The sequence below is a fragment of the Kitasatospora sp. Root107 genome (genome assembly GCF_001424875.1).
In the GTDB taxonomy this organism is placed as follows: domain Bacteria; phylum Actinomycetota; class Actinomycetes; order Streptomycetales; family Streptomycetaceae; genus Kitasatospora.
The window spans coordinates 114,091-140,887 of sequence record NZ_LMCT01000056.1 but is presented as its reverse complement, the minus strand read 5'-3'; the positions used below and the strand labels follow the sequence as shown (position 1 = coordinate 140,887).

26 protein-coding genes are annotated in these 26,797 nt (G+C 72.5%); 14 read left to right on the top strand and 12 right to left on the bottom strand.

The window, feature by feature from the left end; all coding sequences use genetic code 11:
• Positions 1-10 precede the first annotated feature (10 nt).
• A complete protein-coding gene (locus ASC99_RS30915) occupies positions 11-934 on the bottom strand; it encodes a LysR family transcriptional regulator (protein WP_057238296.1) in 924 nt (307 codons plus the stop codon).
• Between the two features lie 102 nt (positions 935-1,036).
• On the opposite strand from ASC99_RS30915, the gene ASC99_RS30910 reads away from it, so the two are divergent.
• A complete protein-coding gene (locus tag ASC99_RS30910; protein WP_057238295.1) occupies positions 1,037-1,789 on the top strand; it encodes an SDR family NAD(P)-dependent oxidoreductase in 753 nt (250 codons plus the stop codon).
• 19 nt (positions 1,790-1,808) lie between these two features.
• Here the strand turns inward: ASC99_RS30910 and ASC99_RS30905 are convergent, their stop codons facing one another.
• Positions 1,809-2,378, bottom strand: coding sequence for a hypothetical protein (locus tag ASC99_RS30905; RefSeq protein WP_057238294.1), 570 nt, complete (start codon positions 2,376-2,378; stop codon positions 1,809-1,811).
• Between the two features lie 329 nt (positions 2,379-2,707).
• On the opposite strand from ASC99_RS30905, the gene ASC99_RS30900 reads away from it, so the two are divergent.
• Genes ASC99_RS30900 through ASC99_RS30890 form a run of 3 tightly spaced genes read left to right on the top strand, consistent with a single transcriptional unit; the run spans position 2,708 to position 5,186 of the window.
• Entirely contained in the window at positions 2,708-3,406 is a 699-nt protein-coding gene (locus tag ASC99_RS30900; RefSeq protein WP_057238292.1) for a VanZ family protein, read from the top strand.
• A gap of 9 nt (positions 3,407-3,415) precedes the next feature.
• Complete coding sequence (locus ASC99_RS30895) at positions 3,416-4,099, top strand: response regulator transcription factor (protein WP_057238290.1); 684 nt, start codon at positions 3,416-3,418, stop codon at positions 4,097-4,099.
• Entirely contained in the window at positions 4,092-5,186 is a 1,095-nt protein-coding gene (locus ASC99_RS30890) for a HAMP domain-containing sensor histidine kinase (protein WP_057238288.1), read from the top strand. The genes ASC99_RS30895 and ASC99_RS30890 overlap by 8 nt, the downstream gene beginning before the upstream one ends.
• A 5-nt stretch (positions 5,187-5,191) precedes the next feature.
• On the opposite strand, the gene ASC99_RS30885 is transcribed toward ASC99_RS30890, so the two are convergent.
• Positions 5,192-6,475, bottom strand: coding sequence for an aldehyde dehydrogenase family protein (locus ASC99_RS30885; RefSeq protein WP_157531876.1), 1,284 nt, complete (start codon positions 6,473-6,475; stop codon positions 5,192-5,194).
• Between the two features lie 41 nt (positions 6,476-6,516).
• Positions 6,517-7,443, bottom strand: a complete 927-nt coding sequence (locus ASC99_RS30880; RefSeq protein WP_057238282.1) for an NADP-dependent oxidoreductase — start codon at positions 7,441-7,443, stop codon at positions 6,517-6,519.
• A gap of 118 nt (positions 7,444-7,561) precedes the next feature.
• Here ASC99_RS30880 and ASC99_RS30875 point away from each other — a divergent pair, with 118 nt between their 5' ends.
• From ASC99_RS30875 to ASC99_RS30860, 4 genes are all read left to right on the top strand, one after another.
• A complete protein-coding gene (locus ASC99_RS30875; RefSeq protein ID WP_057238280.1) occupies positions 7,562-8,008 on the top strand; it encodes a MarR family winged helix-turn-helix transcriptional regulator in 447 nt (148 codons plus the stop codon).
• Positions 8,009-8,329: 321 nt separating this feature from the next.
• Positions 8,330-12,202, top strand: coding sequence for a Pls/PosA family non-ribosomal peptide synthetase (locus ASC99_RS30870; protein ID WP_235502641.1), 3,873 nt, complete (start codon positions 8,330-8,332; stop codon positions 12,200-12,202).
• 35 nt (positions 12,203-12,237) lie between these two features.
• Positions 12,238-13,596 carry a M1 family metallopeptidase gene (locus ASC99_RS30865; protein WP_057238278.1) on the top strand — a complete coding sequence of 453 codons (1,359 nt, stop codon included), beginning with the start codon at positions 12,238-12,240 and terminating at the stop codon, positions 13,594-13,596.
• A 111-nt stretch (positions 13,597-13,707) separates the two neighbouring features.
• On the top strand, positions 13,708-14,217 hold the full coding sequence (locus ASC99_RS30860; RefSeq protein ID WP_157531872.1) for a hypothetical protein: 510 nt from the start codon (positions 13,708-13,710) through the stop codon (positions 14,215-14,217).
• On the opposite strand, the gene infA is transcribed toward ASC99_RS30860, so the two are convergent.
• Both infA and ASC99_RS30850 read right to left on the bottom strand, forming a co-directional pair.
• On the bottom strand, positions 14,214-14,435 hold the full coding sequence (gene infA / locus ASC99_RS30855) for a translation initiation factor IF-1 (protein WP_057238274.1): 222 nt from the start codon (positions 14,433-14,435) through the stop codon (positions 14,214-14,216). The genes ASC99_RS30860 and infA overlap by 4 nt on opposite strands.
• Positions 14,436-14,481: 46 nt before the next feature.
• The gene (locus tag ASC99_RS30850; RefSeq protein ID WP_057238272.1) at positions 14,482-15,276 is read right to left on the bottom strand and encodes an N-acetyltransferase; all 795 of its coding nucleotides are present in this window, start codon (positions 15,274-15,276) and stop codon (positions 14,482-14,484) included.
• Between the two features lie 230 nt (positions 15,277-15,506).
• Between ASC99_RS30850 and ASC99_RS30845 the strand changes: the two genes are divergently transcribed.
• From ASC99_RS30845 to ASC99_RS30825, 5 genes are all read left to right on the top strand, one after another.
• Positions 15,507-15,959, top strand: coding sequence for a type II toxin-antitoxin system PemK/MazF family toxin (locus ASC99_RS30845; RefSeq protein WP_057238270.1), 453 nt, complete (start codon positions 15,507-15,509; stop codon positions 15,957-15,959).
• A 153-nt stretch (positions 15,960-16,112) separates the two neighbouring features.
• Positions 16,113-18,170: a phosphocholine-specific phospholipase C gene (locus tag ASC99_RS30840; protein WP_057238268.1), complete on the top strand. Its 2,058-nt coding sequence runs from the start codon at positions 16,113-16,115 to the stop codon at positions 18,168-18,170.
• A gap of 90 nt (positions 18,171-18,260) precedes the next feature.
• Entirely contained in the window at positions 18,261-18,824 is a 564-nt protein-coding gene (locus tag ASC99_RS30835) for a MarR family winged helix-turn-helix transcriptional regulator (protein ID WP_057238266.1), read from the top strand.
• An 8-nt stretch (positions 18,825-18,832) separates the two neighbouring features.
• On the top strand, positions 18,833-19,213 hold the full coding sequence (locus ASC99_RS30830; protein WP_157531871.1) for a nuclear transport factor 2 family protein: 381 nt from the start codon (positions 18,833-18,835) through the stop codon (positions 19,211-19,213).
• Positions 19,214-19,252: 39 nt separating this feature from the next.
• Positions 19,253-20,044: an arylamine N-acetyltransferase gene (locus tag ASC99_RS30825; RefSeq protein ID WP_057238264.1), complete on the top strand. Its 792-nt coding sequence runs from the start codon at positions 19,253-19,255 to the stop codon at positions 20,042-20,044.
• 2 nt (positions 20,045-20,046) lie between these two features.
• On the opposite strand, the gene ASC99_RS30820 is transcribed toward ASC99_RS30825, so the two are convergent.
• Positions 20,047-20,733 (bottom strand): helix-turn-helix transcriptional regulator, encoded by a 687-nt coding sequence (locus ASC99_RS30820; RefSeq protein WP_057238262.1) that lies wholly within the window; start codon positions 20,731-20,733, stop codon positions 20,047-20,049.
• A 65-nt stretch (positions 20,734-20,798) separates the two neighbouring features.
• Here ASC99_RS30820 and ASC99_RS30815 point away from each other — a divergent pair, with 65 nt between their 5' ends.
• Complete coding sequence (locus ASC99_RS30815; protein WP_057238259.1) at positions 20,799-22,379, top strand: cytochrome P450; 1,581 nt, start codon at positions 20,799-20,801, stop codon at positions 22,377-22,379.
• A 23-nt stretch (positions 22,380-22,402) separates the two neighbouring features.
• Here ASC99_RS30815 and ASC99_RS30810 read toward each other — a convergent pair whose 3' ends face one another.
• The 5 genes from ASC99_RS30810 to ASC99_RS30790 all read right to left on the bottom strand — a co-directional run bounded on the left by ASC99_RS30810 (position 22,403) and on the right by ASC99_RS30790 (position 26,662).
• Complete coding sequence (locus tag ASC99_RS30810) at positions 22,403-23,398, bottom strand: ABC transporter permease (protein ID WP_057238257.1); 996 nt, start codon at positions 23,396-23,398, stop codon at positions 22,403-22,405.
• Positions 23,395-24,312 (bottom strand): ABC transporter ATP-binding protein, encoded by a 918-nt coding sequence (locus ASC99_RS30805; protein WP_057238255.1) that lies wholly within the window; start codon positions 24,310-24,312, stop codon positions 23,395-23,397. The genes ASC99_RS30810 and ASC99_RS30805 overlap by 4 nt, the downstream gene beginning before the upstream one ends.
• Entirely contained in the window at positions 24,309-24,740 is a 432-nt protein-coding gene (locus tag ASC99_RS30800) for a GntR family transcriptional regulator (RefSeq protein WP_057238253.1), read from the bottom strand. The genes ASC99_RS30805 and ASC99_RS30800 overlap by 4 nt, the downstream gene beginning before the upstream one ends.
• A gap of 88 nt (positions 24,741-24,828) precedes the next feature.
• Entirely contained in the window at positions 24,829-26,190 is a 1,362-nt protein-coding gene (locus ASC99_RS30795) for a DUF2079 domain-containing protein (protein WP_063857243.1), read from the bottom strand.
• A gap of 82 nt (positions 26,191-26,272) precedes the next feature.
• Positions 26,273-26,662 (bottom strand): GatB/YqeY domain-containing protein, encoded by a 390-nt coding sequence (locus ASC99_RS30790; RefSeq protein WP_057238350.1) that lies wholly within the window; start codon positions 26,660-26,662, stop codon positions 26,273-26,275.
• Positions 26,663-26,797 lie beyond the last annotated feature (135 nt).

Below are 26,797 nucleotides of genomic sequence, written 5' to 3'. Positions count from 1 at the left end.
CCCGTCGGCGTCAGCCCGCAGGCCGGTGCAGGCCCGCAGTCCCGGACAACTGCCGGGTCAGCTCGGCGGCCAGGGTCTCGACCAGGGCGGGGCGGGTGCCCGGGCGGGTGGCGCAGTACCAGGTGCGGATGGTGGGGTCGACGCCGATCCGGACCAGCGCCAGACCGTGCGAGCCGACGTACGGGGAGGCCACCCACTGCGGCAGGACGGTGACGCCCTGGCCACTGGCGACCATCTCGATCAGGAGATCGGTGATGACCGGCATGGTGGTGATCCGGGCGGGCCGGGCGCCGTGCGGCACGGGGAGCGGCGTGCTGGGGACCCGGCTCGGGTCGTAGAGGTCGTAGAGCACCAGGTGCGCGTCGTCGAAGTCCCGGGCCGTCAGATGCGGGAGCCCGGCCCAGGGGTGGTCCGCCGGGACGACCGCGACCATCTCGTCGTCGAACAGCGCGGTCAGCCGGAGCCGGTCCATCTGCGGGTCGGGCTTGGTGATCAGCGCGATGTCGAGGCGATCCTCCAGCAGTGCGGTGATCAGGGTGTCGGCGGGCAGCGACTCGATCCGGACCTCGGCACCGGGGCACCGCGCGCGGAAGCCCTGGATGACCGGCGGCAGCCACTGGAAGGTGGTGCTGCACTGGACCGCCAGGCGGACCCGGCGATCCCGGCCGTCCCGCATCTCCCGCACGTCCCGGGTGGCGGAGTCGAGTTCGGCCAGCACCTGACGTGCTGCCAGCAGCATCCGCTGGCCGGCCGCGTTCGGCACCAGCCCACGCCCCTGACGGTCGAACAGCTGGGAGCCGAGCCGGCCCTCCAGCCGGGTCAGCCGCTGGCTGAGCGCGGGCTGACTGACGTAGAGCAGTTCGGCGGCGGCGGTCAGGGTGCCGGTGGCGGCCACGGTGTTGAGGAGCTCGAGGTCCCGCAGATCGACGTCCATAACAAGGGATTATGGCTTACTTCAGAATCGGTCGTGGAGTTATGGCGTGGGTCTTCGTACGGTTCTCGTATCACCCCAGCAGAACCTGACGGAGGATCAACCATGTCTGACACCACCACGGTCGACACCACCACAGTCGTCGTCACCGGCTCGTCCAGCGGCATCGGCCTCGACATCGCCCGCGCCTTCCTGGATCAGGGGGCCAACGTGGTCCTCAACGGCCGCGACCCGGACCGGCTGGCCAAGGCGGCCGCGCTGCTCGGCGCGGGGGAGCGGGTGGCCACCGTCAGCGGCGGCATCGGCGACGCGGCGACCGGCGAGGCCCTGGTGCGTACGGCGGTCGAGCGGTTCGGCCGGGTGGACGTCCTGGTCAACAATGCCGGCACGTTCGCCGCGAAGCCGTTCACCGAGGTCACCGAGGATGAGTTGGACGGCTTCCTGGCCGGCAACCTCAAGGGCACCTATCTGACCACCCAGGCGGTGGTCAGGCAGTTGCGCAGGCAGGGCGGCGGCGGCAGCATCGTCAACATCGGCACCGTGCTGGTGGAGCACGCGATCGCCGGCTTCCCGTGCTCGGCCCCGATCGTCAGCAAGGCCGGGGTGCACGCCCTCACCGTCAGCCTGGCCGCCGAGCTGGCCGCCGACGGCATCCGGGTCAACCTGGTGGCGCCGGGCATCGTCCGGACGCCGCTGCACGAGGGCAGTGAGGTGGACGCCTACGCCGGTCTGGCGCTGCTGAACCGGGTCGGCGAGGTCTCGGAGATCGCCGAGGCGGTGCGGTACCTCGCGTCGGCGGGCTTCGTCACGGGGCACGTGCTCCGGGTGGACGGCGGCTATGTGACCGGCCGGGCCTGACGGCCGGTCACCTGCTCGATCACGCGGTGGCGGTCCAGCTGTGCGCCACGTCGATGACCAGCCGGTTGTCGAGCTGGAACACCTGGAACGGGAGCCTGGCCCGGACACCCAGCCCGAGTTGGGTGTCCCCCTCGAAGCTGGAGGCGAACTTCGCCTCCACGAAGGTGCGGTAGCCCGTCAGGTCCACCCCGGGCAGCGGCTGACCTGCTCGGCCCGGGTAGGTCGCGGCACCGGTGTTGACGTCATAGGACGGCGCCTCGGCGACGATCTCGATCAGCGCCCCACCACGCATCGGTATCGGCTGCCCGGAACCGTCCTGGTACAGCGTGTCGACGTAGCGGACGTGGTAACTGACCGGGTGGGCGGCCGAGCTGCCCGGAACGTCCAGGACGATCCGGTCGAAGCAGGGGTGGGCGCCCGTCCGGACGTTCACCAGCGAGCGGGAGTCGGGCGCCGCCCGGTCCTCGGGCAGACTGCCCCAACCGGTCGGACACGTGACGGTGGTGGTGGCTCCGGTGGCGGGTGCGGCCGCGGCCACCCCGCCGACCAGCAGTACGGCCACCATGGGAAGTGCGATCAGGCGTCTCATGACCTGCCTCCTCGGCTTGTCCCTTCACCGGGAAGGACGAGCGAGGCCCGGAGTTGGTTGCCCCGGGAGCGACCGGTGATCGGGGACGAGCCTCCCGTCCGTGGACCTGAGCAAGTACGCCTGACGGAGGGGCAGGCGAGCTCGAGGTTCACCCGCGCGGAGCGGCTGGGGCTTCACCAACCGGCCCACGAGACCGAGGCCCTGCTGCGCACCGGCGCGGTCGACCAGGCTGCCGACCGCGCCAGCCAGGCGCTGACGAAATCCGGGTATCGCGGGCGTATCGAAAATCGTATACGCCACCGCAACGGTCTTCCGTGTCCAATAGGGGCGTGAACCAGAACGCAGCCCTGTCGGCACCACCCCGCCGCACGCGCAGGACCGTACTTCTCGGCCTGGCCATCCTCGGTACGGCGAGCGCCCTGTTCGTCGTGCGGGGGCCGCTCATGATGTCCGCTCCGAGGTGCATGGCCGGGCGGTGGCACGGCTGCCTCGACACGTTCAACGGCGTGGTGCTCGTCACCTTGGTCGCGCTGCCGGTGGCCGCGCTGGTGGTGTGGGCCCTGGCGCGCCGTCGGCAGAGCGTCGGTGTCACCTCGGCGTGGCGGATGTCGCTGGCCGAGGTGGGCATGGTCCACGGGACGGTGCCGTGGATATGGATGACCATGATGCCGGGGCCCGGGGCCGGCATCGTCCCGGGCCGGGTGAGCCTGATACCGCTGCGGGACCTGGTCACGATGGGGCCGATCGGGATCGGCGGCAACCTGCTGGTCTTCGCGGCGCTGGGGTTCTTCGCCCCGGTGCGGTTCGCGGCGCTGGCGTCCGTGCCGCGGGTCCTGGCGCTGGGGGCGGGCTGCTCGGTCCTGATCGAGACCGCGCAGTACGTCCTGCAGCTGGACCGGGTGTCCTCCGTGGACGACGTCCTGGTCAACGCGACCGGCGCCGCGCTGGCCGCGCTGGCGTCGCGCAGCTGGTGGCGCACCCCAACCACCGGTCGGTCTAGGGCCGCGCCCGGCAAGGCGCGGCCCTAGGCTGCAGCCATGCGCGTACTGATCGTGGAGGACGAGCCCTACCTGGCCGAAGCGGTCCGGGACGGTCTGCGGCTGGAGGCGATCGCGGCCGACATCGCCGGTGACGGAGACTCGGCCCTGGAGCTGCTGCGCACCAACTCCTACGACCTCGCGGTCCTCGACCGCGACATCCCCGGACCCTCCGGCGACGAGGTCGCCCGGCGGATCGTCGCCTCCGGCAGCGGCATCCCGATCCTCATGCTCACCGCCGCCGACCGGATCGACGACAAGGCCTCCGGGTTCGGGCTCGGCGCCGACGACTACCTCACCAAACCGTTCGAGCTGCGGGAGTTGGTCCTGCGGCTGCGGGCGCTCGACCGCAGGCGCGCGTACGCCCGGCCGCCGGTCCGCGAGATCGCGGGCCTGCGGCTGGACCCGTTCCGCCGGGAGGTCTTCCGCGACGGACGCTACGTCGCGCTGACCCGCAAGCAGTTCGCCGTGCTGGAAGTCCTGGTCGCCGCCGAGGGCGGGGTCGTCAGCGCCGAACAGCTGCTGGAACGGGCCTGGGACGAGAACGCCGACCCCCTCACCAACGCCGTACGCATCACCGTCTCCGCACTGCGCAAACGGCTCGGCGAACCATGGCTCATCGCCACGGTGCCCGGCGTCGGCTACCGGATCGACACCGACGCCCCGGGGAGTGCGGGTGGATAGACGCCCCGGGCTCAGCGCCCGACTGAGACTCACGCTCAGCTATGCCGGATTCCTCATGGTGGCCAGCGTCCTGCTGCTCGCGGCGGTGTGGGTGTTCCTCCTGCGGTACGTCCCCGAGCGTGCGCTCCTCGTCTCCGGTGACACCCCGACCGATGGGGTCTTTCCCGTCCGGTCCAACCTCCTGCACGTCTTCGCTCCGAGGGCGGCCGCCGTGCTGGTGTTCCTGCTGGTGCTCGGCCTGCTGGGAGGGTGGATCCTGGCCGGCCGGATGCTCGCACCAGTCACCCGGATCACGGCTGCGGCGCGGCTGGCCGGGAGCGGGTCGCTGTCCCACCGGATCCGGATGAAGGGCCGTCAGGACGAATTCCGTGAACTCTCCGACGCCTTCGACTCGATGCTCGACCAACTCGAGTCCCACGTCGCCGAGCAGCAGAGGTTCGCCGCGAACGCCTCCCACGAACTGCGCACCCCGCTGGCGATCTCGCGGACCCTCCTCGACGTCGCCCGCAAGGACCCCACCCGGGACCGGGGCGAACTCATCGAACGCCTGCACGCCGTCAACACGCGGGCGATCGACCTCACCGAAGCCCTCCTGCTGCTCAGCCGCGGCGACCGCGGAACCTTCACCCGGGAGAGCGTCGACCTCTCCCTCATCGCCGAGGAAGCCGCCGAAACGCTGCTTCCGCTCGCCGAACAGCGCCGGATCACGCTCGACGTCACCGGCGGGGCGGCCCGGACCAGCGGCTCCGCGGAGCTCCTGCTGCGGATGGTGACGAACCTGGTCCAGAACGCCGTCGTCCACAACCTCCCCGCCGGCGGCACCGTGACGGTCCACACCGAGGGGTACGGCGACGCGAGCGTGCTGCGGGTCGAGAACACGGGCCGACTGCTCCCGCCGGAACTGGTGCCGACCCTCATCGAACCCTTCCAGCGTGGAACGGAACGTGTCCGCACCGACGAGCACGCCGGCGTCGGCCTCGGGCTGGCCATCGTGCACAGCATCGTCCGTGCTCACGACGGAACCCTCGACCTCACGCCCCGCCCCGCCGGCGGTCTGCTCGTCACGGTCCGGCTTCCCGCCCGGTAAGGGACTCAGCGCAGCGGCTTGTCCAGCACCGCCTTGGTGTGGCTGAAGGTGTCGATCGAGTACTCGCCGTGGTAGCGGCCCATGCCGCTCTCGCCGACCCCGCCGAACGGGAGCTCGGGCACGGCCAGGTGGGAGACCGGCAGGCCGAACACCAGCGCGCCGGAGGAGGTTTCCTCGGTCAGCCGCTGCTTGGTCAGCTCGGACTCGGTGAAGGCGTACAGCGCCAGCGGCTTGTCCCGCTCGTTGACGAAGGCGATCGCCGCATCCAGGTCGGGCACCGGGAGCACCGGCAGGATCGGGCCGAAGATCTCGGCCCGCATCACCGCTGCCTCGGGGGAGACGTCGGCCAGCACGGTCGGCGCCAGGTAGCGGGCGTCCCGGTCGTGGGTGCCGCCGGTGACGGTGCGGCCGCCGCCGAGCAGGGCGGTGAGCCGGTCGAAGTGCCGGGTGTTGACGATCCGTCCGTACTCCGGGTCGGCCGACGGGTCGTCACCGTACGCCTCCTGGACCGCCGCCGCGAGCTCGGTCTCCAGCCGGGCGGCGGTGTCGCCGACGGCGAGCACGTAGTCCGGCGCGACGCAGGTCTGACCGGCGTTCAGGAACTTGCCCCGGACCAGCCGCCGGGCGGTGACAGCGAGATCGGCGTCGGTGTCCACCACCACCGGGCTCTTGCCGCCGAGCTCCAGGGTGACGGGGGTGAGGTGCTTGGCGGCGGCGGCCATCACGATCCGGCCGACCGCACCGTTGCCGGTGTAGAAGATGTGGTCAAAGCGCTGCTCCAGCAGGGCGGTGGTCTCCGGCACCGCGCCCTCGACCACCGCGACGGCGTCCGGGCCGAGGTACTGCGGCAGCAGCCGGGCTAGCGCGGCGGAGGTGGCGGGCGCCAGCTCGCTCGGCTTCACCAGCACGGTGTTACCGGCCGCCAGCGCCCCCACCAGCGGGGCGAGTGCCAGTTGCAGCGGGTAGTTCCAGGGTGCGATCACCAGCACCACGCCGAGCGGCTCCCGCACCACCCGGGCCTCGGCCGGCTGGAAGACCTCGGGCACGGCGGCGGCCTTCGGCTCCAGCCACCGCGTCAGATTCCGTACCGTGTGGTCGAGTTCGTGCAGCGTGAAGCCGATCTCGGTCCGGTACGCCTCGGCCGGTCCCTTGCCCAGGTCGGCGTGCAGGGCCTGTTGGAACGCCTCGCTCTGCTCGGTGAGCAGCGCGCGCAGCGCGGCGAGCCGGCCGAGCCGCCAGTCGACCGACCTGGTACGGCCGGTGGCGAAGGTGGCGCGCAGCCCGGCCACCACGGTGGCAACCCGCCCTGACGCTCGGTCAACGGTCGGTCTCAGGCGACGGTGACGACAATCTTGCCTCGGGTGTGGCCCTCGGCGTTCAGGCGCTGGGCGTCGGCGGTCCGCTCCAGCGGGAAGGTGGCGGCCACCTCGACGGTCAGCAGGCCTTGGTCGGCCAGCTCGGCCAGCGCGGTGAGGTCGGCGGTGTCAGGCCGGACGAAGACGTACTTGCCGCCGAGGGCGAGCACGGCGCCGTCGGCGATCGAGGCCAGCCGGCCGCCCGCGGCGAGCAGCTCGGGGGAGACCTCCAAGGCGTCGCCGCCGACCAGGTCGAGCACGGCGTCCACGCCGTCGGGGGCGAGCGCGCGGACCCGGTCCGCCAGGCCCTCGCCGTAGGCGACCGGCTCGGCGCCCAGGCCGCGCAGGAAGTCGTGGTTGCGCTCGCTGGCGGTGCCGATCACCCGGGCGCCGAGCGCGGTGGCGATCTGGACCGCGAGCGAGCCGACGCCGCCGGCCGCCGCGTGCACCAGCACCGTCTCGCCGGGCTTGATCTCCAGCGCGCGGGTGAGCGCCTGGTAGGCGGTCAGACCGGCCAGCGGCAGCCCGGCCGCGGCCTCGAAGCCGAGGGAGGCGGGCTTGTGGGCGAGGGTGCGGACGGGCGCGGCGACGTACTCGGCGAAGGTGCCCCGGCCGACCAGGTCCTCGCGGACGTACCCCATCACCTCGTCGCCCGGCGCGAACTCGGTGACGCTGACGCCGACCTGCTCGACCACGCCGGAGACGTCCCAGCCCGGGATCACCGGGAAGACCACGTCCATCACGCTGTCCAGGTAGCCCGCCTGGATCTTCCAGTCCACCGGGTTGACGGAGGCGGCCCTGACCTTGACCAGGACGGAGTCCGGGCCGAGCTTGGGCTGCGGGACCTCGCCGAACTCCAGGACGTCGGGGCTGCCGTAGGTGCGGTACGTGATGGCCTTCATGGCGGTGCTCCAGAAACAGAAAGATTTGATGAAGTAGATGGTTGAACTCATCAAGCAATAAATCGAAGGTAGACCTCGATGATTGAGGATGTCAAGTAATCGGGCCTAGACTGGGGCCATGAACTCGACCGCACCGACCACCGCACCCGCGCCCGGCCCGGAGCTGCTGATGGAGCAGCTCGCCCACGCCGCGGCCTGCTACTACCGCAGTTTCGCCGTGGTGGCCGGGGGCCAGGGCCTGACCCTGATCCAGGGCAAGCTGCTCAGCCTGCTGAGCCGGCCGATGCCGATGCGGGCCCTTGCCGAGCTGCTCGGCTGCGACGCCTCCAACGTCACCGGCCTGGTCGACCGGCTCGAAGCGCGCGGCCTGCTCCGCCGGGAGCCCGATCCGGCCGACCGCCGGGTCAAGACGGTGCTGCTGACACCGGAGGGTGAGGTTGCCGTCCGGCGGATCAGGGCCGAGATCACCGCCGGCCTGCCTGGCCTGGAGCAGCTCGGCGACGCCGAGCGCCGCAGCCTGTCGGAGCTGCTCGGCCGGGCCTTCCCGCACGGGGCCGGCGCCTGAGTGGGAAGGCGACACGCCCGCCGGGATATGGCATGGGTCACAGTGTCGAAATCGAGCTGACGGACCGTCAGATCATCTGACGGTCCGTCAATTCCGTTCCTTTCACCTGCTTGTCGTCGCTGACGGATCGTCAGTTGTCCGATGGATTAGGCCAGTCGGGTGCCCGGGGGCCCCCTCGGAGGGGGCCGGAACCGGGCTACCATCGGTTGGGTTGTCCGCTTCGGCCTGGAGCGCGGCGTCCGGTCGGGGCGTGCGACGCAGTCCCCCCAGGGCCTGGCATCAGTCATGGACGGGGGAGACGGACAGAGGGGCACACAGCTTTTGACGACGCAGATCTCCACCCGGCAGGACGAGGCGGCGGGCTCGCTCGCGCTGTTCTCGGCAGGGCAGGCCCCGGCGACCCGTACCCTGCTCGACGTGCTGGAGGCCACTGCCCGGGCGCACCCGCAGGAGCCCGCCCTCGACGACGGCCACAGCACCCTGAGCTACCGGGCGCTGGCCGTCGAGGTGGAGGCGGTGCGCCGTCGGCTGGCAGTGGCCGGGATCGGGGCCGGTGACCGGGTCGGGGTCCGGGTGCCGTCGGGCAGCAACGACCTCTACATCTGCATCCTGGCGGTGCTCGCCGCCGGAGCCGCGTACGTCCCGGTGGACGCCGAGGACCCGGCCGAGCGAGCCGAACTGGTCTTCGGCGAGGCCGCCGTGGCCGCCGTACTGGGCGCCGGGCGCGAGCTCACCGTCACCGGCCGCCCGACCACCGGCCGCCCCGGGGTCAGGCCCACGCCCGCCGAGGACGCCTGGATCATCTTCACCTCCGGCTCCACCGGGAAGCCGAAGGGCGTCGCCGTCACCCATGCGAACGCCGCCGCCTTCGTGGACGCCGAGGCCGCGATGTTCCTCCAGGAGGAGCCGATCGGCCCCGGTGACCGGGTGATGGCCGGGCTCTCGGTCGCCTTCGACGCCTCCTGCGAGGAGATGTGGCTGGCCTGGCGCTACGGCGCCTGCCTGGTGCCCGTCCCGCGCTCGCAGGTGCGCGGCGGCGCCGACCTCGGCCCCTGGCTGGCCGAGCAGGAGATCACCGTGGTCTCCACCGTGCCCACGCTGGCCGCGCTCTGGCCCGCCGAGGCGCTGATCGAGGTCCGGCTGCTGATCTTCGGCGGCGAGGCCTGCCCGCCCGAGCTGGTCCAGCGCCTGGTCACCGAGGGCCGCGAGGTGTGGAACACCTACGGGCCCACCGAGGCCACCGTGGTCGCCTGCGGTGCGCTGCTCAGCGGCGAGGGCCCGGTCAGGATCGGCCTCCCACTGGACGGCTGGGAGCTGGCCGTGGTGGACGAGGCCGGGCAGCCCGTCCCGATGGGCGGCACCGGCCAGCTGGTGATCGGCGGCGTCGGCCTGGCCCGATACCTCGACCCCGAGAAGGACGCCGAGAAGTACGCCCCGCTGGAGTCGCTCGGCTGGGCCCGCGCCTACCGCAGCGGTGACCTGGTGCAGGCCGACCCCGAGGGCCTGATCTTCCTCGGGCGCGGCGACGAACAGATCAAGCTCGGCGGCCGCCGGATCGAACTCGGCGAGGTGGACGCCGCACTCCAGGCCCTGCCCGGGGTGGCCGGCGCGGCCGCCGCCGTCCGGACCGCCAAGGGCGGCAACCAGCTGCTGGTCGGCTACCTGGTCACCCAGGAGGGCTGGGACCAGGCCGCCGCCGTCGAACGGCTGCGGGCCGAACTCCCGGCCGCCCTGGTGCCGTTGCTCGCCCCGGTGGAGAGCCTGCCGACCCGGACCTCCGGAAAGGTGGACCGCGACGCGCTGCCCTGGCCGCTGCCCGGTCTGACCACCGGCGGGCCCGGCGAGCAGCTCTACGGCACCGAGGCCTGGCTGGCCGAGCAGTGGACCGAGATCCTCGGGGTCCAGGTCGGCAGCGCCCAGGACGACTTCTTCGCGATCGGTGGCGGCAGCCTGGCCGCGGCCAGGCTGACCACCCTGCTGCGCAGCCGCTACCCGGCCGCCGCGGTGTTGGACATCTACCAGCAGCCCACCCTGCGCAAGCTGGCCCGGCACCTGGAGCGCTCCGCCCAGGGCGATGGCGCCGCCCGAAGCATTGCCCTGGTGCCCACCCGGGCCAAGGTGGTGCAGACTCTGTTGCTGCTGCCGCTGTTCACCCTGGTCGGCCTGCGCTGGACGGTCGGGCTGCTGGCGCTGGGCAACGCGCTGGCCTGGTTCGGTAGCTACCCGTGGGCCCCGACCGCCTCCTGGTGGGTGGTCGGAGCGGGCGCGCTGCTGCTGTTCAGCCCGCCGGGACGGCTGGCCATCGCCGCCGGTGGCGCCCGGCTGCTGCTGCGCGGCCTGCGCCCCGGCAGCTACCCGCGCGGCGGCTCCATGCACCTGCGGCTGTGGACGGCAGAGCGGCTGGCCGAGGTCTCCGGCGCCACCGAACTCTCCGGTGCCTGGCTGGTCCGCTACGGCCGGGCGCTCGGCGCCCGGATCGGCCCCGAGGTGGACCTGCACTCGCTGCCGCCGGTCACCGGCCTGCTCCGGCTCGGCCGGGGCTGCGCCATCGAGGCCGAGGTCGACCTGTCCGGCTACTGGCTGGACGGCGACCGGCTCGAGGTCGGCCAGGTCAGGGTCGGCTCCGGCGCGGTGATCGGCACCCGCAGCACCCTGCTGCCCGGCGCCCGGGTCGGCAAGCGGGCCCAGGTCGCGCCCGGCTCCGGTGTCACCGGCCAGATCCCCACCGGTCAGCGCTGGGCCGGCGCACCGGCCGCCAAGCTCGGCAAGGCCGAGCGCAGCTGGCCCAAGCAGCGCCCGCCGCGCCGGGCCCGCTGGGCCGCGCTGTACGGCGCCAGCGGGCTCGGGCTGAGTCTGCTGCCGGTGCTCTCGGCGCTGGCCGCGATCGCCGTGGTGAGCCGTTTCGTGCACCCCGGCGACAGCCTGGGCGACGCGCTGACCGGTGCCCTGCTCGCGCTGGTCCCCGCCACGCTGGCCTACGGCCTGGTGTACGCGACCGTGCTGCTGGTCGCCGTCCGGCTGCTGAGCATCGGTCTGCTGACGGGCAGTCACCCGCTGCACGGCCGGGTCGGCTGGCAGGCCTGGACGGTCAGTCAGCTGATGGACCTGGCCCGGGGCACGCTCTTCCCGCTGTACGCGGGCCTGATCACCCCGTACTGGCTGCGGGCGCTCGGTATGAAGATCGGCAGCCGGGCCGAGGTCTCCACGGTGCTCGCGCTGCCCAGCCTGACCACCGTCGGGGACGGCGCCTTCCTGGCCGACGACACCCTGATCGCCCCGTACGAACTGGGCGGCGGCTGGCTGCGGCTCGGGGAGGCGGAGATCGGCGAGCGGGCCTTCCTGGGCAACTCGGGGATGACGGCGCTCGGCCGGGCGGTGCCCGACCGGGGTCTGGTGGGGGTGCTCTCGGCCACGCCGAAGAAGGCGAAGAAGGGCAGCTCCTACCTCGGCATGCCGCCGATGCGGCTGCCCCGATCGGCCGACACCGCCGACCTGAGCCTGACCTACGACCCGCCCGCCCGGCTGCTCTGGGCCCGGGGCCTGGTCGAGGTCTGCCGGCTGGTGCCGGTGTTCGCCTCCGCCGCGCTAGGCGCGCTGACCCTGGCCGCGTTGGCCCAGCTGGCCGCGGTGGGTTCGGTGCTGCTGGCCGCGCTGCTCTCCGGCCTGGTGCTGCTGGCCGCCGGGCTGGCCGCCTGCCTGGTCTCGGTGGCCGCCAAGTGGCTGCTGGTCGGCCGGTTCCGGGCGGTCGAGCACCCGCTGTGGAGCGGCTTCGTCTGGCGCAACGAACTGGCCGACACCTTCGTCGAGGTGCTCGCGGTGCCCTGGCTGGTCGGCGCCGTGCCCGGTACGCCGGTACTCAACCTCTGGCTGCGCTCGCTCGGCGCCAAGGTCGGCCGGGGCGTCTGGTGCGAGACCTACTGGCTGCCCGAAGCGGACCTGGTCACGCTCGGGGACGGGGCCACCGTCAACCGCGGCTGTGTCGTGCAGACCCACCTCTTCCACGACCGGATCATGCGGATGGATACTGTGATCCTTCATGAGGGTGCCACCCTCGGCCCGGGCGGCATCGTGCTGCCCGGCAGCACCGTCGGCGCGCGCAGCACACTGGGGCCCGCCTCGCTGGTGATGCGTGCGGAGTCCGTGCCGGCCGACACCCGCTGGCTCGGCAACCCGATCGAATCCTGGCAGTCCTGACGGACCGGCAGCACAGACGCAGGAGCGTACGACCCGTGAGTCCCAAGCAGGTGCCGCCCACCGGCGTCGACCCCTACTTCCCGACCCACGGGGACGCCCGCTACCGGGTGCACCGCTACGAACTCGCGCTGGACTACCGGCCCGGGCCGAACCGCCTGGGCGGCTCGGCCCGGCTGAGCGCGGTGGCGGGCGGCTCGGCGCTGGCCGAGTTCGCCCTCGACCTGGCCGACTTCCGGATCGGCCGGGTGCTGGTGGACGGCAAGGCCGCGCACTACACCCACCGGGCGGGCAAGCTGCGGATCCGTCCGGCCAAGGCGCTCGCCGCCGGGGCGGTGTTCACCGTCGAGGTGCACTACACGGGCAACCCGAAGCCGATCCGCAGCCAGTGGGGCGGCCTGGGCTGGGAGGAACTGACGGACGGTGCCCTGGTGGCCAGTCAGCCCGTCGGTGCCTCGTCCTGGTACCCGTGCAACGACCGCCCGGCGGACAAGGCGAGCTACCAGATCTCGGTGACCACCCCGTCCCCGTACACGGTGGTGGCCGGCGGCCGGCTGCTCAGCCGGACCACCCGGTCCTCCAGCACCACCTGGGTGTACGAGCAGTCCGCGCCCACCGCCAGCTACCTGGTGACGGTCTCGATCGGCCAGTACGAGACGGTCCGGCTGATCGAGGGCTCCACGACGCCCTCGGCGAACCGGACGGTCCCGCAGACCGCCTACCTGCCCGCTCGGCTGCTGCCGGAGTTCACCACCGACTTCGCCCGGCAGGCTCGGATGATGCACTACTTCGAGGAGCTGTTCGGCCCGTACCCGTTCGGCGAGTACGCGGTGGTGGTGGCCGACGAGGAGCTCGACGTGCCGGTCGAGGCGCAGGGCCTGGCCACCTTCGGCACCAACCACCTGGACGGCAGCCGGACCTCCGAGCGGTTGGTCGCGCACGAGCTGGCCCACCAGTGGTTCGGCAACAGCGTGACGATCGCCGACTGGCGGCACATCTGGCTGAACGAGGGCTTCGCCAAGTACGCCGAGTGGCTCTGGGCCGAGCACGCGGGCGGCCGCAGCGCCGCCGAGCACGCGGCTGCCGCGCACGTCCTGCTGGCCGGGCTGCCGCAGGACCTGCGGCTCGGCGATCCGGGCCGGAAGCTGATGTTCGACGACCGGCTGTACCAGCGCGGCGGTCTGACGGTGCACGCGCTGCGCTGCGAACTCGGCGACGACGCGTTCTTCCGACTGGTGAAGGACTGGGCGGTGAGACACCGTCACGGGGTGGTCGGCACGGTGGACTTCACCACGCACGCCGACCGCTACGCGGCCGCGCCGCTGGACGGGCTGTTCCACGCCTGGCTGTACGACCCGCTGCTGCCCGCACTGCCTGTGGCGCGCTACCAGGCCTGACCCGGGGGCCCGGGTGTCGTCGCCGTGCTGTGACAGCGTCGGCGGTGGGACCGCCGGGCCGACCCTGACGTCCATGCTCGCCACCTATCCGGCCGGAGGGCCTGCATCCCGATGACGCCCAGTCAGATGTTGATCGTCGTGGTCACCGCCGTGATCGTGCTGAGCCAGTTCTCCGCACGACCCGTCCGCGCAGTGACGTACCTGTGGGTCGCCCTCCTGATCGTGCGCGGCTGTGTCCCACCGGGCCCGAGCAGCCCGACCACGGCCGGAGTCGCATTCCTGGCCGCCGGGCTGGCCGTCTCGGTGGCCGCCGGGTTCCTGCGCGGTCGCACCATGCCGATGTGGCGGGACGTGAGCGGTCGGCTCCACCGCAGGGGCAACCGGCTGACCCTGCTCCTGTGGCTCGCCACCATCGCGGTCAAACTCGGGCTCGGAGCGCTCGCGGAGGTGGCGTTCGGCGAACCGTTCAACGCCAACGCCCTGTGGCTCGGCCTCGGCATCACGCTCGGCACCCAGCAGGTGGCATTGACGTACTACGGCCGTCGCCTGCCGAACCCGGAGGCAGGCCCACCGGCGGGGCTGGGTCAGCGACCGACCCGGCCGGTGGGCCACCACTGCTAGCGGTAGCGGAACAGGATCCGGCCACGGGTCAGGTCGTACGGGCTGAGCTCCACGAGCACCTTGTCGTACGGCAGGACCTTGATGTGGTGCTTGCGGATCTTCCCGCTGATGTGGGCGAGCACCTGGTGCCCGTTCTGCAGCTCCACCTTGAAGGTGGCGTTGCGCAGGCACTCGACGACGGTGCCGTCGATCTCGATTCCCTTGGAGGTTTTGGGCATGCGTTCTCCTTGACTCTGTGCGGGTGTGTGGTGAGCAGACAGGGCGTCAGCTGCGGACCAGCTCCAGGTTGCCGCCGACCCGTCGGGCGCCGATCTGCTCGAAGAGCTCCCGGGCGGCGTGGTTGGACTCGCTGACCTCGGCCGTTGCCGTGGCGACCCCGGAGTGGTGCAGCGCACCCAGCGTGTCGGCGAGCAACGCCCGGGCGATGCCCTGCCGTTGGTGGTCGGCCCGGACGGCGATCAGGCCGATCCGGGGCTGCCTGGGCACCGGCGCCAGCCGGAGCAGGCCCACGTAACGGCCGGCCTGTACGGCCACCGCGTACTTCGACGGGTCCAACACGGTGACCCCGTCCGGGAGGGGGATGACCTCGGCCGGCATCGACTGCCACCCGACGGTGGCCCCGACCTCCTCGCGGATCGCGCGGTCCAGCGCGCGCAGCGGGCCCTCCGCCGCCTGGCCGGCGGGCAGGACGGTCACGCCCGACGGCGGCCGCAGGGCGTCGAGCCCCGTGGCGGCCGGATCGGTGGGCACGGCGTACTGCCACTCGCGGCGGTGGGTCATGAAGCCGACCCGCTGCCAACTCGCCTGCAGGTCGGGATCGTTCTCGTCGACCAGGGTGTACAGCGGTGTCGGCAGGTGGGCCGACACGGCCTCGGCGAGCCGGTCGAAGACTGCACCGTCCCAGGCGTCGAGGCTGACGAAGGTACGCCCGTCGGGCCTGCGCCAGGCGTCGGCCCGGCCGACGGTCCGGTCGTCCTGCACGGCGTGCCACAGGTGCTCGGAGACCTGAAGGATCGTCACCGGGTGCCCGGTGGTGGAATGCGCGCTGTTCGTGTTCATAGCTGTCTGCCTCTCGGGAGTGTGTGCTCTCAGGCACTCCCGGCGACAGCTGCGTCAGTCGCCCAACCGTGAAGAACTGGGGGAGTACCCATGGGTTACTGCGGTCACGGGACTCACCTCCTGGTTGCGGCTTCGCGGTTGTCCGGACGGTATCAGCTGCCCGCCGCCCTACTCAACCGCATTTCCGTGGCAGCTTGATCGGCCCGGCGCGGGCTGACTAGCCTGCGGGTATGGCCGAGTTGACGCAGCAGGACGAGCACACCCCGGGCCGCTTCGGCCCGTCCGCGACCGTGGAGGTCGAGGCCCACCAGGTGGGCCGGGTGCACACCGAGTACGCGCCGGACCACGACGGCGACCCCGATCCCGGCGAGATCGTCTGGACCTGGGTGCCCTACGAGGAGCGGGACGGCCGGGGCAAGGACCGCCCGGTGCTGGTGGTGGCCCGGGAGCGCGGCGGCACGCTGCTCGCGGTGATGCTCTCGAGCAAGGGGCACGACCGGGACGCGGACTGGGTGCCGATCGGCGCGGGCCCCTGGGACCGTTCGGGGCGCGACTCCTGGGTGGCGCTGGAGCGGGTGATGCGGGTGCACGACCAGGGCATGCGCCGGGAAGCCTGTGCGCTGGACCGGGCGCGGTTCGACCTGGTGGTCGCCGCGCTGCGCCGCCGCTACCGCTGGAGCTGACGGCCGCGGCGCCGAAGTTGGCCGAACAACTGGAGTGAGGCGTTCGCCTGGCGTACGGCGGGCAGACATGACAAGTCCGCCAGGAGGTACCCCACACACGCTTCTCTGGGGTCGCCCACTGCCCGCCCCTCACCTGCAGAGGTCAACTCACCCATGGCTGAACTCAATCGTCGCCGTTTCCTCCAGCTGGCAGGTGGCGCGTCCGCGCTCACCATGCTGTCCGACAGCATCGCCCGGGCCGCCGCCATCCCGGCCCAGGGCAGCACCGGCACCATCCAGGACGTCGAGCACATCGTCGTCCTGATGCAGGAGAACCGGTCCTTCGACCACTACTTCGGTGCCATGAAGGGCGTCCGCGGCTTCGGCGACCCCCGCCCGGTCACCCTGCCGAGCGGTAAGTCGGTCTGGAACCAGGCGAGCGGTACCAAGGTGACCCTGCCGTTCCGTCCCCCGGGTGACGACCTCGGGATGGAGTTCCTGCAGGGCCTGAACCACGACTGGGCCGGCGGTCAGCAGGCGTTCAACAAGGGCAAGTACGACCAGTGGGTGCCCGCGAAGACCGCCACCACGATGGCGTACCTGACGCGTGACGACATCCCGTTCCACTACGCGCTCGCCGACTCCTTCACGGTCTGCGACGCGTACCACTGCTCCTTCATCGGCTCGACCGACCCGAACCGCTACTACCTCTGGTCGGGCCACACCGGCAACGACGGCACGGGCGGCGGCCCGGTGCTCAACAACGCCGAGGCCGGGTACGGCTGGACCACCTACCCGGAGCGGCTGGAGGCGGCCGGAGTCTCCTGGAAGGTCTACCAGGACGTCGGCGACGGTCTGAACGCGGCGGGCTCCTGGGGCTGGATCAACGACGCCTACCGGGGCAACTACGGCGACAACTCGCTGCTGTACTTCAACAGTTACCGCAACGCCCAGCCGGGCAGCCCGCTGTTCGACAAGGCGCGTACGGGTACCGACGCCAAGTCGGGCGAGGGCTACTTCGACCAGCTGCGGGCCGACGTGCAGGCCGGCCGGCTGCCCAAGGTGTCCTGGATAGCCGCGCCCGAGGCGTTCTCCGAGCACTCCAACTGGCCGTCCAACTACGGTGCCTGGTACATCTCCCAGGTGCTGGACGCGCTGACCTCCAACCCGGACGTGTGGGCGAAGACCGCGCTGTTCATCACCTACGACGAGAACGACGGCTTCTTCGACCACGTGGTGCCGCCGTACGCGCCGTCCGGCAGCAGCCAGGGCCTGTCCACGGTCCCCACCGCGCTGGACTACTTCGGCGGCAAGACCGGGTACGTGGCAGGGCCGTACGGGCTCGGCTCCCGGGTGCCGATGCTGGTCGTCTCGCCGTGGAGCACCGGCGGGTACAGCTGCTCGGAGACCTTCGACCACACCTCGGTGATCCGGTTCATCGAGCGGCGGTTCGGCGTGACGGAGCCGAACATCTCGCCGTGGCGGCGGGCGGTCTGCGGTGACCTGACCGCGGCCTTCGACTTCGCGCGCACCTCGACCGCCCCGGTCGCGCTGCCGCCCACCGCCGGGTACTACCCGCCGGACCGCGACCGGCACCCCGACTTCAAGGCGCCCGCCCCGGCGGTCGGCACGATGCCGAAGCAGGAGCCGGGCAGCCGGCCGACCCGTCCGCTCAAGTACGCCCCGTACGTGGACGGTTCGGCGGACACCAGCGGCGGCAAGTACCGGCTGACCTTCAGCGGCGGGGCCGCAGCCGGTGCGCACTTCTACGTCACCTCGGCCAACCGCACCGACGCGCCGTGGAGTTACACCACCGAGGCGGGCAAGACGATTGCCGACACCTGGGACACCAAGTACTCCAAGGGCATCACGGACCTGACGGTCCACGGCCCGAACGGCTTCCTGCGCCGGTTCCGCAACTCCGGCAAGACGGCCGGCCCCGAGGTCACCGCCCGCCACAACGCGGCCACCGGCAACCTCGACCTGACCCTCACCAACGCGGCCACCGCCGACGCCCGGCTGACCGTCACCAACGCCTACGGCGGCACCCCGCAGACCTTCACGGTCCGCAAGGGCGCCACCGTCACCGTCCCGGTGGACCTGAGCGGCTGCCGCAACTGGTACGACGTCACGGTCACCGCGGCCGGCACGACCGACTTCGTCCGCCGCCTGGCGGGTCACGTCGAGACCGGGGTCGCGGGCCTCTCCGACCCGGGCATCATCACCGCCTGACCCTCGCTCTCCCGTCGCGCGCCGTTCCGGGTATCTCCGGGGCGGCGCGCGGCAGTTGCGGGTCCGTCAGATTTGAAGTAGAACTTCATTGTGAAGCAGGTACATAATTCCGAGAGCCTGGGCAGTGACCCCGACGGCTCGTTCTACGACCCCGGTGTCCGGGCCTCGATGGCGGCGTTCGCGCTGGGCGGTGACACGCTCGCGCTGGAGGCCGCCGCCGCCGTCCGCTCCGCCTCGCAGGCCGTGGACCGGCTGCGCGGCCAGGGCGCGGGAGGGCGGGGGCTGAGTGCCGGGGCACTCGATGTGCTGGCCCGGCTGAGCTCCGCCGACGAGGACGGGCTGACCATCGGCGAACTCGCCCGGGCAGGGGGCGTCAGCTCGCGCAACGTCACCGGTCTGGTGGACACCCTGGAGCGCGACCAGCTGGCCGAGCGGGTCCAGGACCGGCACGACCGCCGTTCGGTCCGGGCCCGGATCACCCCGGCCGGCCGGGACTGGCTGGACGCCTTCCGGCAGCCGACCCAACGCGCGATGTCGGCCGTCTTCCAGGGCTTCACCCCGGCGGAGCTGACCCAGTTCCGCCATCTCTGCCTGCGCCTGGTGGAGAACCAGCGCCGGATCGAGCAGTACCTCACCCAGCAGACCAAGGAGTGACCCGGCCCGTGAGCACCTCCCCGTCCATCCGACAGACCGTCAGGGCCTACCACGAGGCCCGGTTCCGGGGTGATGTCGCGGCCGCGGCTGCCCTGATCGCCGACGAGTTCACGTTCCGCAGCCCGTTCGTCAGCTCGACCAGCCCGACCGGGCACCTCGACGGACTGGACGGACTGCTCGGCATCGTCACCGGCGTCGACCTGATCAGCGAGCTGTACGGCGACACCGAGGCCACCCTGATCTACGACGTCCACACCGCTTCACCGGTCGGCACCCAGCACACCGCCGAGCACTTCCGTCTGCGGGACGGCCGGATCACGGCGATCACCCTGCTCTTCGACTCCGCCCCCTGGCAGGCCGTCATGGCGGCTGTCGGGCCGCAGAGCTGAGGCGGTCGGAGCTTGCCCGAACGGGAACGGTCGGGTGGAATGGGCGGCGTGGATCATCCCTCAGTACCCAGTGTCCTGACCGAAGAGCAGGTGGCCGCCTACCTGGAGCGGATCGGCCTGCCGCGACCCGGCCGGGCCGACCCGGCGGCGCTGGCCGCGCTCCAGCGGGCGCACCTCGGGACCGTCCCGTTCGAGAACCTGAGTGTGCGGCTGGGGGAACCGATCGTGCTGGAGCCAGGCGCGCTGGTCGAGAAGATCGTCGGGCGGCACCGGGGCGGGTTCTGCTACGAACTCAACGGTGCGTTCGCCGAGTTGCTCCGTGCGCTGGGTTTCCGGGTGACCCTGCTGGGGGCCCGGGTGTTCGGGGACGGGCGGCTCGGGCCGCCGTTCGACCACATGGCGCTGCGGGTGGAGCTGGACGGTGCGGCCTGGCTGGCGGACGTCGGGTTCGGCCGGTTCAGCGAGCTGCCGCTGCGGCTGGACGAGCGCGGCGAACAGGCCGATCCCGCCGGGGTGTTCACGGTCGTGCCGCACGGTGACGAGCTCGACGTGCGGCAGAACGGCGATCCGCAGTACCGGCTGGACCAACGGGCGTACGAGCTGGCCGACTTCGTGCCGACCTGCTGGTGGCAGGCCACCTCCCCGGACTCGCACTTCCGGCGCTCCACGACCTGCTCACGCCTGGCCGAGGACGGCCGGATCACGCTCAGCGGCACCCGCCTGATCCGGACCGCCGCCGACGGCTCGCGGACCGAGCAGGAGCTCGGCGAGACCGCCACGCTGGCCGCGTACCGGACGCACTTCGGCATCGAACTGGACCGCCTGCCGTAGCGTCAGGTGGCTGCCGTGTCGATGCCGAGCAGGTCGGCGAAGGCCACCCGTCCTGCTGCGGTGACCGTCAACGCCCTTCCTGAGCCGATCCGTTCGACCCAGCGCCGGTCGAGGGCCCGGGAGCAGAGGGCGGCGCCCGCCGCGCCCGCCAGATGGTTTCGGCGCTCGGTCCAGTCCAGGCAGCTCCGCAGCAGCGGCCGGGAGCCGCTCTTGCGCAGTGCCGCCAGGTCGATGCCCAGCTCGGCGAACCAGCGGCGTCCCGGCTCGGTGACCGCGAGCCCGGCCTCCTCGGTCACCAGGCCGCGTTCCAGGGCGGCGGCCGCGACGCTCACTCCGAGCTGCCCGGCCAGGTGGTCGTAGCAGGTGCGGGCGCGGGCCTCCGCGCCGAGCCGGGTGGACTCGCGCAGGCCGGCCGGGGTGGCGGTGTCCGGGGTGAAGGCGGCCAGGCTCTCGATCAGCTGCGCGGCCGCCGGGCCGGACAGTCGGACGTACCGGTGGCGGCCCTGACGCTCCTCGACCAGCAGGCCGCCGGTGACCAGGCGGGACAGGTGCTCGCTCGCGGTGGACGCGGAGACGCCCGCATGCCGGGCCAACTCCCCGGCGGTCCAGGCCCGGCCGTCGAAGAGAGCGAGGCAGAAGGCGGCCCGGGTGCGGTCCGCGAGCAGTCCGGCGGTTTCGGCGAGCGACATGACTCCATCATCCCCCCGGCACGGTTCGGCGGAGGCCGAAGTGTTGCGGGTCTAGCCTGCGAGGCATGAACAGCACCGAGCACAGCTTCGACCGGTACGCCGAGGTCCGGGCCGCGTTGGCCGATCCGCACCTGGTCCCGCTGCCCGCCGAGCCCGGCCCGGTCGGCACGATGGCCTGGCTGCGCGCGACGGTCGCCCGGTTCAGCAGCGGTGCGGAGCACACGCGCCGACGGGCGCTGGTGGAGGCCGAGTTGGCGCGCCTGGACCCGGCGGAGCTGCGGCGGTCGGCCGCCACCGGGCCCGGTGGTGACGCCCGGGTGCTCACGGTCCGGGCGCTGGCCGAGGTGATGGGCCTGGCCGAGCCCGACGCGGTGGCGGCAGCGGTCGGCGCGGCGGCGCGGACGTACTTCGGCGGCGCGGACCCGGCGGCCGACGCGGCGGTGGCCTGGCTGCTGCCCAGGGTCGGGGGAGCGGACCAGGAGACCGCCGCCCAGCGGATCGGCCTGCTGCTGCAGGCCTTCGAGGCGACCGGCACGCTGGTCGACAACTCCCGTACGGCTCCGGCCGGTTCTTCGGTGCGGGCGCTGCTCACCGAGACGCTGCGGCACGACCCGCCGGTCCGGGTGATGCGGCGGGTGGCCGTCCGGCCGACCCGAGTGGCCGGGGTGCCGATCGCGGAGGGCGACCTGGTGCTGCTGGACCTGGCCGCCGCCAACCGGGATCCCGAACTCTTCTCGCAGCCCGAGCAGTTCGATCCGCTCCGGTCCGGACCGCCCGCCCTCACCTTCGGCAGTGAACCGAGGCGCTGCCCGGGCCGGGAGCACGCGTTGGCGCTGGCCGCCGGAATCCTCGCGCCACAGGCGGCGGTCGAGCCGTCGAGCGCCTTCGCCGCGCTGCACCGGGCCGGGGCGCCGCTGCTGCTGCCGAACGCCTGGGACCACGCCTCGGCGGCCCTGTTCGCCGCGCAGGGGTTCCCGGCGATCGGCACCACCAGCCTCGGCGTGGCGGCGGCGAGCGGGCTGCCGGACGGCACCGGCGCGACCCGGCGCGAGACGCTGCGGCTGGCCCGGCGGCTCGGCCGGGGTGCGTTCCTGCTGTCGGTGGATGTCGAAGGCGGATTCAGCGAAGACCCGGACGAGGTCGCGGAGTTGGCCCGCGAGCTGGCCGCCGCCGGGGCGGTGGGCATCAACCTCGAGGACGGCCGGGCCGACGGCACGCTCGCGCCGGTGGCCCTGCACGCCGCGAAGATCGCGGCGGTGAAGGCCGCTGTGCCGGAGCTGTTCGTGAACGCCAGGACCGACACCTACTGGCTGGGCGGGCGGCAGGCCGAGACCGCGCAGCGTCTGGACGCCTACCAACAGGCGGGCGCGGACGGCGTGTTCGTGCCTGGGCTGACCGACCGTGCGGAGATCACGGCGGTGCTGGACCGGATCGACGTCCCGCTGAACGTGCTCTACTCGCCGACCGGCCCCGCCCTGTCCGAGCTCGCCGAACTGGGCGTGGGCCGGGTCAGCCTGGGGTCGCTGCTGTACCGGGCGGCGCTGGGCGCGGCCCTCGGCGCGCTGGAGGACGTCCGGTCGGGGCGGCCGGTCCGGGGCGAGGCGCCGTCGTACGACCGGGTGGCGAGCCTGGCCGAGCAATCCTGACGGCCCGGCAGCCGGGGCCTCGATCAGTTGCCGGGGCGGCCGATCCGACGGAAGGTCCAGGTGAGCAGTGCGGCGGTGAGCAGCAGCAGGATGGCGGATTCGATCAGCTGGATCGGCACCAGGTGCGAGGCGGGATGGTAGTCGCCCCACCAGCCGACCACGCTGTCGCATTCCGCGGCGGTGCGGCAGAAGCCGCTCGTCCGGCTGCCGTCCGGGAGCACCCCGCCGTACTCCACCAGCCAGGCGTTGGTGGGCTGCATGAACTGGTTGATGACCCGGTCGGTCGGCTGAAAGCCGCTCAGCACCGGGTACAGGGCCGGCCGGAGCAGCCGCATCACACCCATGCTGACCAGGCCGAGCAGGCCGGTGAGCAGGATGGCGGAGACGGTCCGGCGGCGCCAGAGCCCGATCGCCAGACCCAGCGCGAAGCTGAACAGGGACCAGCTGACCGGCATCAGGCCCAGGGCCGGGTAGGTGAAGCCCTGGAACGGTGGGTCGAACAGCAGCGGCGAGTGGAGGACGTCCGTCCGCCACACCCAGCTGGACAGGACGGCCAGCACTCCGGTGATCAGTGCGACGGCCGCCATCGGCAGGCCGGTCCGAGCGGCGAGCCAGCGTCCGGGGGTGACCGACTGCGCCAGGACCAGCCGGTGCGTGCCGCGCTCGAACTCCTGGGCCAGCAGCGGGGCGCCGAGCAGCATCCCGATCGCCAACGGCAGGAAGGTGAGGAACGGCTGGAGGACGTCGAGGTACAGGTCAGCGGACAGGTGTAGCCGCTCGGCCAGCCCGGAGCAGCTCTGCCGGTCCCAGGCCGTAGAGGCGTAGCAGCCCGCCGCACGCATGGCGGCCGTCGGGCCGGAGGCCACAAAGTGCACGGCCAGCAGTGCGGCGGTGCTCAGCAGCAGGACGGCCGCCAGGACCAGGAGCGCCGTCCGGCTCTGCCGCCAGGCCAGCCAGAGCAGGCTGCTCGGGCGTACGGCGGGGCGGGGGACGGTTCCGTTGAGGACAGTTGTACTCATGCGGCGGCCTTGCTGTGCGTGCTGGGCGTGGTGGTGTCGAGAGCTGGGGAGCGCAGGTAGCCGAGCAGGAGGTTCTCCAGGCTCGGCCGGTCGCTCTCCCAGCCTTCTGTGACGGGGGTGCCGGTGCGGACCAGGGCGGTGGTCCGGCGGCCGGTCGAGCGGCTCTCCAGCACGGTGTGGTCGGCGAGTTGGGACAGGTCGCCGCCGCCGGTGAGCAGCAGGTGGGTGTCCAGGATCTCGTCCGGATCGCCTGCCAGCACGATCCGGCCGGACCGGACCAGCAGCAGGTGGTCGATCACCCCTTCCAGCTCGGCCAGGATGTGGGAGGAGAGCACGATGGTGGTGCCGTGCTCGGCCGCCTCCGCCATCAGGGTGCCCATCAGCTGGTGCCGGGCGAGTGGGTCGAGATCGGCCATCGGCTCGTCCAGCAGCAGGAGTTCGGGCCGCTTGCCCAGTGCCAGCGCCAGGGCGACCCGGGTGCGCTGCCCGCCGGAGAGCGAACCGATCCGGGTCTTACCGCTCAACTCGCCCTGATCGACGATCCGTTGGGCGAACTCCTGGTCCCAGTGAGGGTTCAGTTCGCGGCCCAGCCGTAGCGTCTCGGCGACCGTGAAGGTCGGGTAGAGCGGCTTGTCCTGGGCCACGAAGCCGACCCGGGAGCGGAGCTCCGGCGTGTCCCCGGCCTCGCCGAGCACCCGCAGCTCGCCCTCGGTCGGGGCGAGCAGGCGGGCGCCGAGCGCGAGCAGGGTGCTCTTGCCCGACCCGTTGGGCCCCATCACCCCGCACACCCGCCCGAGCGGAACCTGGAACTCGCAGTTCCGCAGCGCCCAACCGCCCTGGTACTGCAGGCCCAGGCCCACCGCCTCCAGAGCCGGCCCGCTGTGGGCCGGTTGACTGTCCGTCGGGTGGTTCACCCGTTCCTCCCCTTGTCCTCGTTCGGTGCTGCTGCCGGGGTCACCCCGGTGTCGAAGCGCTGCTCCAGCACGGAGGCCATCAGTGCGGCGATGTCCTCGCGTTCCAGGCCGGCGGCCCTGGCCTCGTCCACCCAGCCGACCAGCCCCGCGCGTAGCGGCTGGTCGGCGGCCGCCTCCGGCCTGGCGAGCGAACGCCGGACGAAGGTGCCCAGCCCCGGCCGGGGCTCCACCAACCCCTCGCGTTCCAGCTCGCGGTAGGCCTTGAGCACGGTGTTCGGATTGATCGCGGTCAGCTCGACCACCTCGCGGGCGGTCGGCAGCTTGTCCCCGGGCTGCAACAGGCCCAGCCGCAGGGCCTGTTTGGTCTGCTGCACGATCTGCTGGTAGGTGGAGACGCCGCTGCGCCGCTCGATGCGGTACTCGATCAAGCGCTAATCAACCTTTCACTAGTGAAGTAGTGGAATAGTGGCGGACTGCGCCGTCGCGGTCAAGTCAGGGGTGGGGTGTGTCGGGGTGTCAGACGCGGTGCAGCAGGACCAGTCCGTCCCGGTCCACCAGCCGGTGGTAGCCGCGCTGTTCGTACGTCGCGAGCATCCGGGTGGTGTCGGCGATCGCGCACGGGGCCCGGACGCTCGGGTCGGTGAGATCCACCGCCACCCAGTCCGGCGCCGGTGCGTCGTCCCGGCAGGCCAGGGTCACCGTCGTACGGGCCGTCAGCTGCGCCGCCAGCCGGTTGGAGGCGGCCACCTGGGCGCCGTCCGGTATCCGGTCCAGCATCGAACGGGTCGCGGCCAGCCGGGGTGAGGTCCGCCAGGCCTCGGGCATCACCACCTCGTGCAGCGGGTAGAGCGGCAGGGTGACGGCCGTGACCAGCGCGCTCACCGCGAGGGCGCGCCGGGCGCGCTGTGGTCCGGCCCGCCGCAGGGCGTCCACCAGGGCCGCGAACAGCAGCGGCATCAGCACCGCGCTGTAGTGGTAACTGACGCCCCAGTAGTGGGAGTTGGTGGAGACCAGCCGCCAGCCGAGGGTGGGCAGGCAGAGCAGGGCCAGTGGTGAGCGCAGGCCGAGGAATCCGGCGGTGGCCGCGAGCAGGAACAGCAGCAGCCACTTGACCGGAGGCCAGCCCAGATGGAGGACGGCCGACCAGAGCGGCCGCGCCCGGCCGGCGTCCGAGAGCTGGTGCCAGTAGTCGAAGCTGCCCTGCGGGTTGAAGGCCGGCAGCAGCACCAGCACGGTCAGCAGCGTCGCGGCCACCCCGCCGACGGCGAGCGCGACGCCCGGCCGGGCACTGCCGCCTGCCCGGCGGGCCTGGACGGCGGCCAGCGCGCCGATGGCGGCCACGGTCAGCCCGAGGTCCTCCTTGACCAGCAGCAGCGGCAGTGACCAGAGCAGTGCGGCGGTTCGGCGGCCCCGGCCGAGGGCGGTGGCCGCGAAGGCCAACAGCGGTACGGCGAAGGCTATTTCGTGGAAGTCGTCGGCGGCCGCGTTGACGATCCCCCAGGATGCCCCGACCCCGCAGCCGACCACCAGCGCAGTTCGTCGACCGCCCACCTCGTGCGCCCAGCGGGTCAGCGGGACGACGGCGAGGGCCAGCAGCAGCGCCTGCGCGACGAGCAGCGTGACGGGGGACGGGAACGCCCGGTACGCCGGGGCGAGCACCGCGAGCAGCGGGTGGAAGTGATCGCCGAGCAGATGGAAGCCGGGCCCCTTGAGCGGTACGACGGGCGCGCTGCCGTGGGCGTACGCGCGCACCGCCTGCTCGAAGATGCCCAGGTCGTAGGCCTGGGTGAGGCCACGGCGGTGGCGGTTGACGGCGACGCAGGTGTAGGCGGAGGCGAAGGCCGTCGCGAGGCTCCAGGGGAGCGGGGGTGGGCGCATGCGAGTAGTACCCTTTCACTATTGGAATAGTGAAAGGGTGGTGGAAAAAGTGAGTGATCGTCAAACCCGAGAAGTTCCGGTGCTATCCGACCTGGCGCGACAGCACGGCGATCTCAGCGCGCAGCAGCGAGGCCCGCTCGGCGGGGCCGGTGCGGTCGTACCCTGCGGCGGCCGACTCCCGGTCGGTGATCTCGGCCCGGACGATCTGCTCGATCCGAGCCTCCGTCAGCACCCGGCGCTCGGCCTCGGCCGCACCCAGGCCGACCGGAATCCGCTCGATCGCCAACTCCGAGCCGACCGCCCCGGCCGGGACGTCGACCGCCTCGGCGTTCTCGATCGCGGCGAGGGCCGACCGCAGTGCGCTGGTCGCCACCTTGTCGCGGGCCTTCATCGCCGCCGGGAGCGCAGCCCGCAGCCGCTCGCGCAGCGGGGTGGCGGAGGCAGGGGCGGAGGACGTGGTGTCGATCGGCATGCCGTCGACCGTACGGCCACCACCCGTCCCGGACAACCGGCTTTCCGCGCACCGTGGCCTACCCGGGGCGCCTCGGGCCCGAGCGCTGCGTAGGCGAGGCGGCGGCGCCGGGCACGTCGGGGGCTTCCTCTAGAG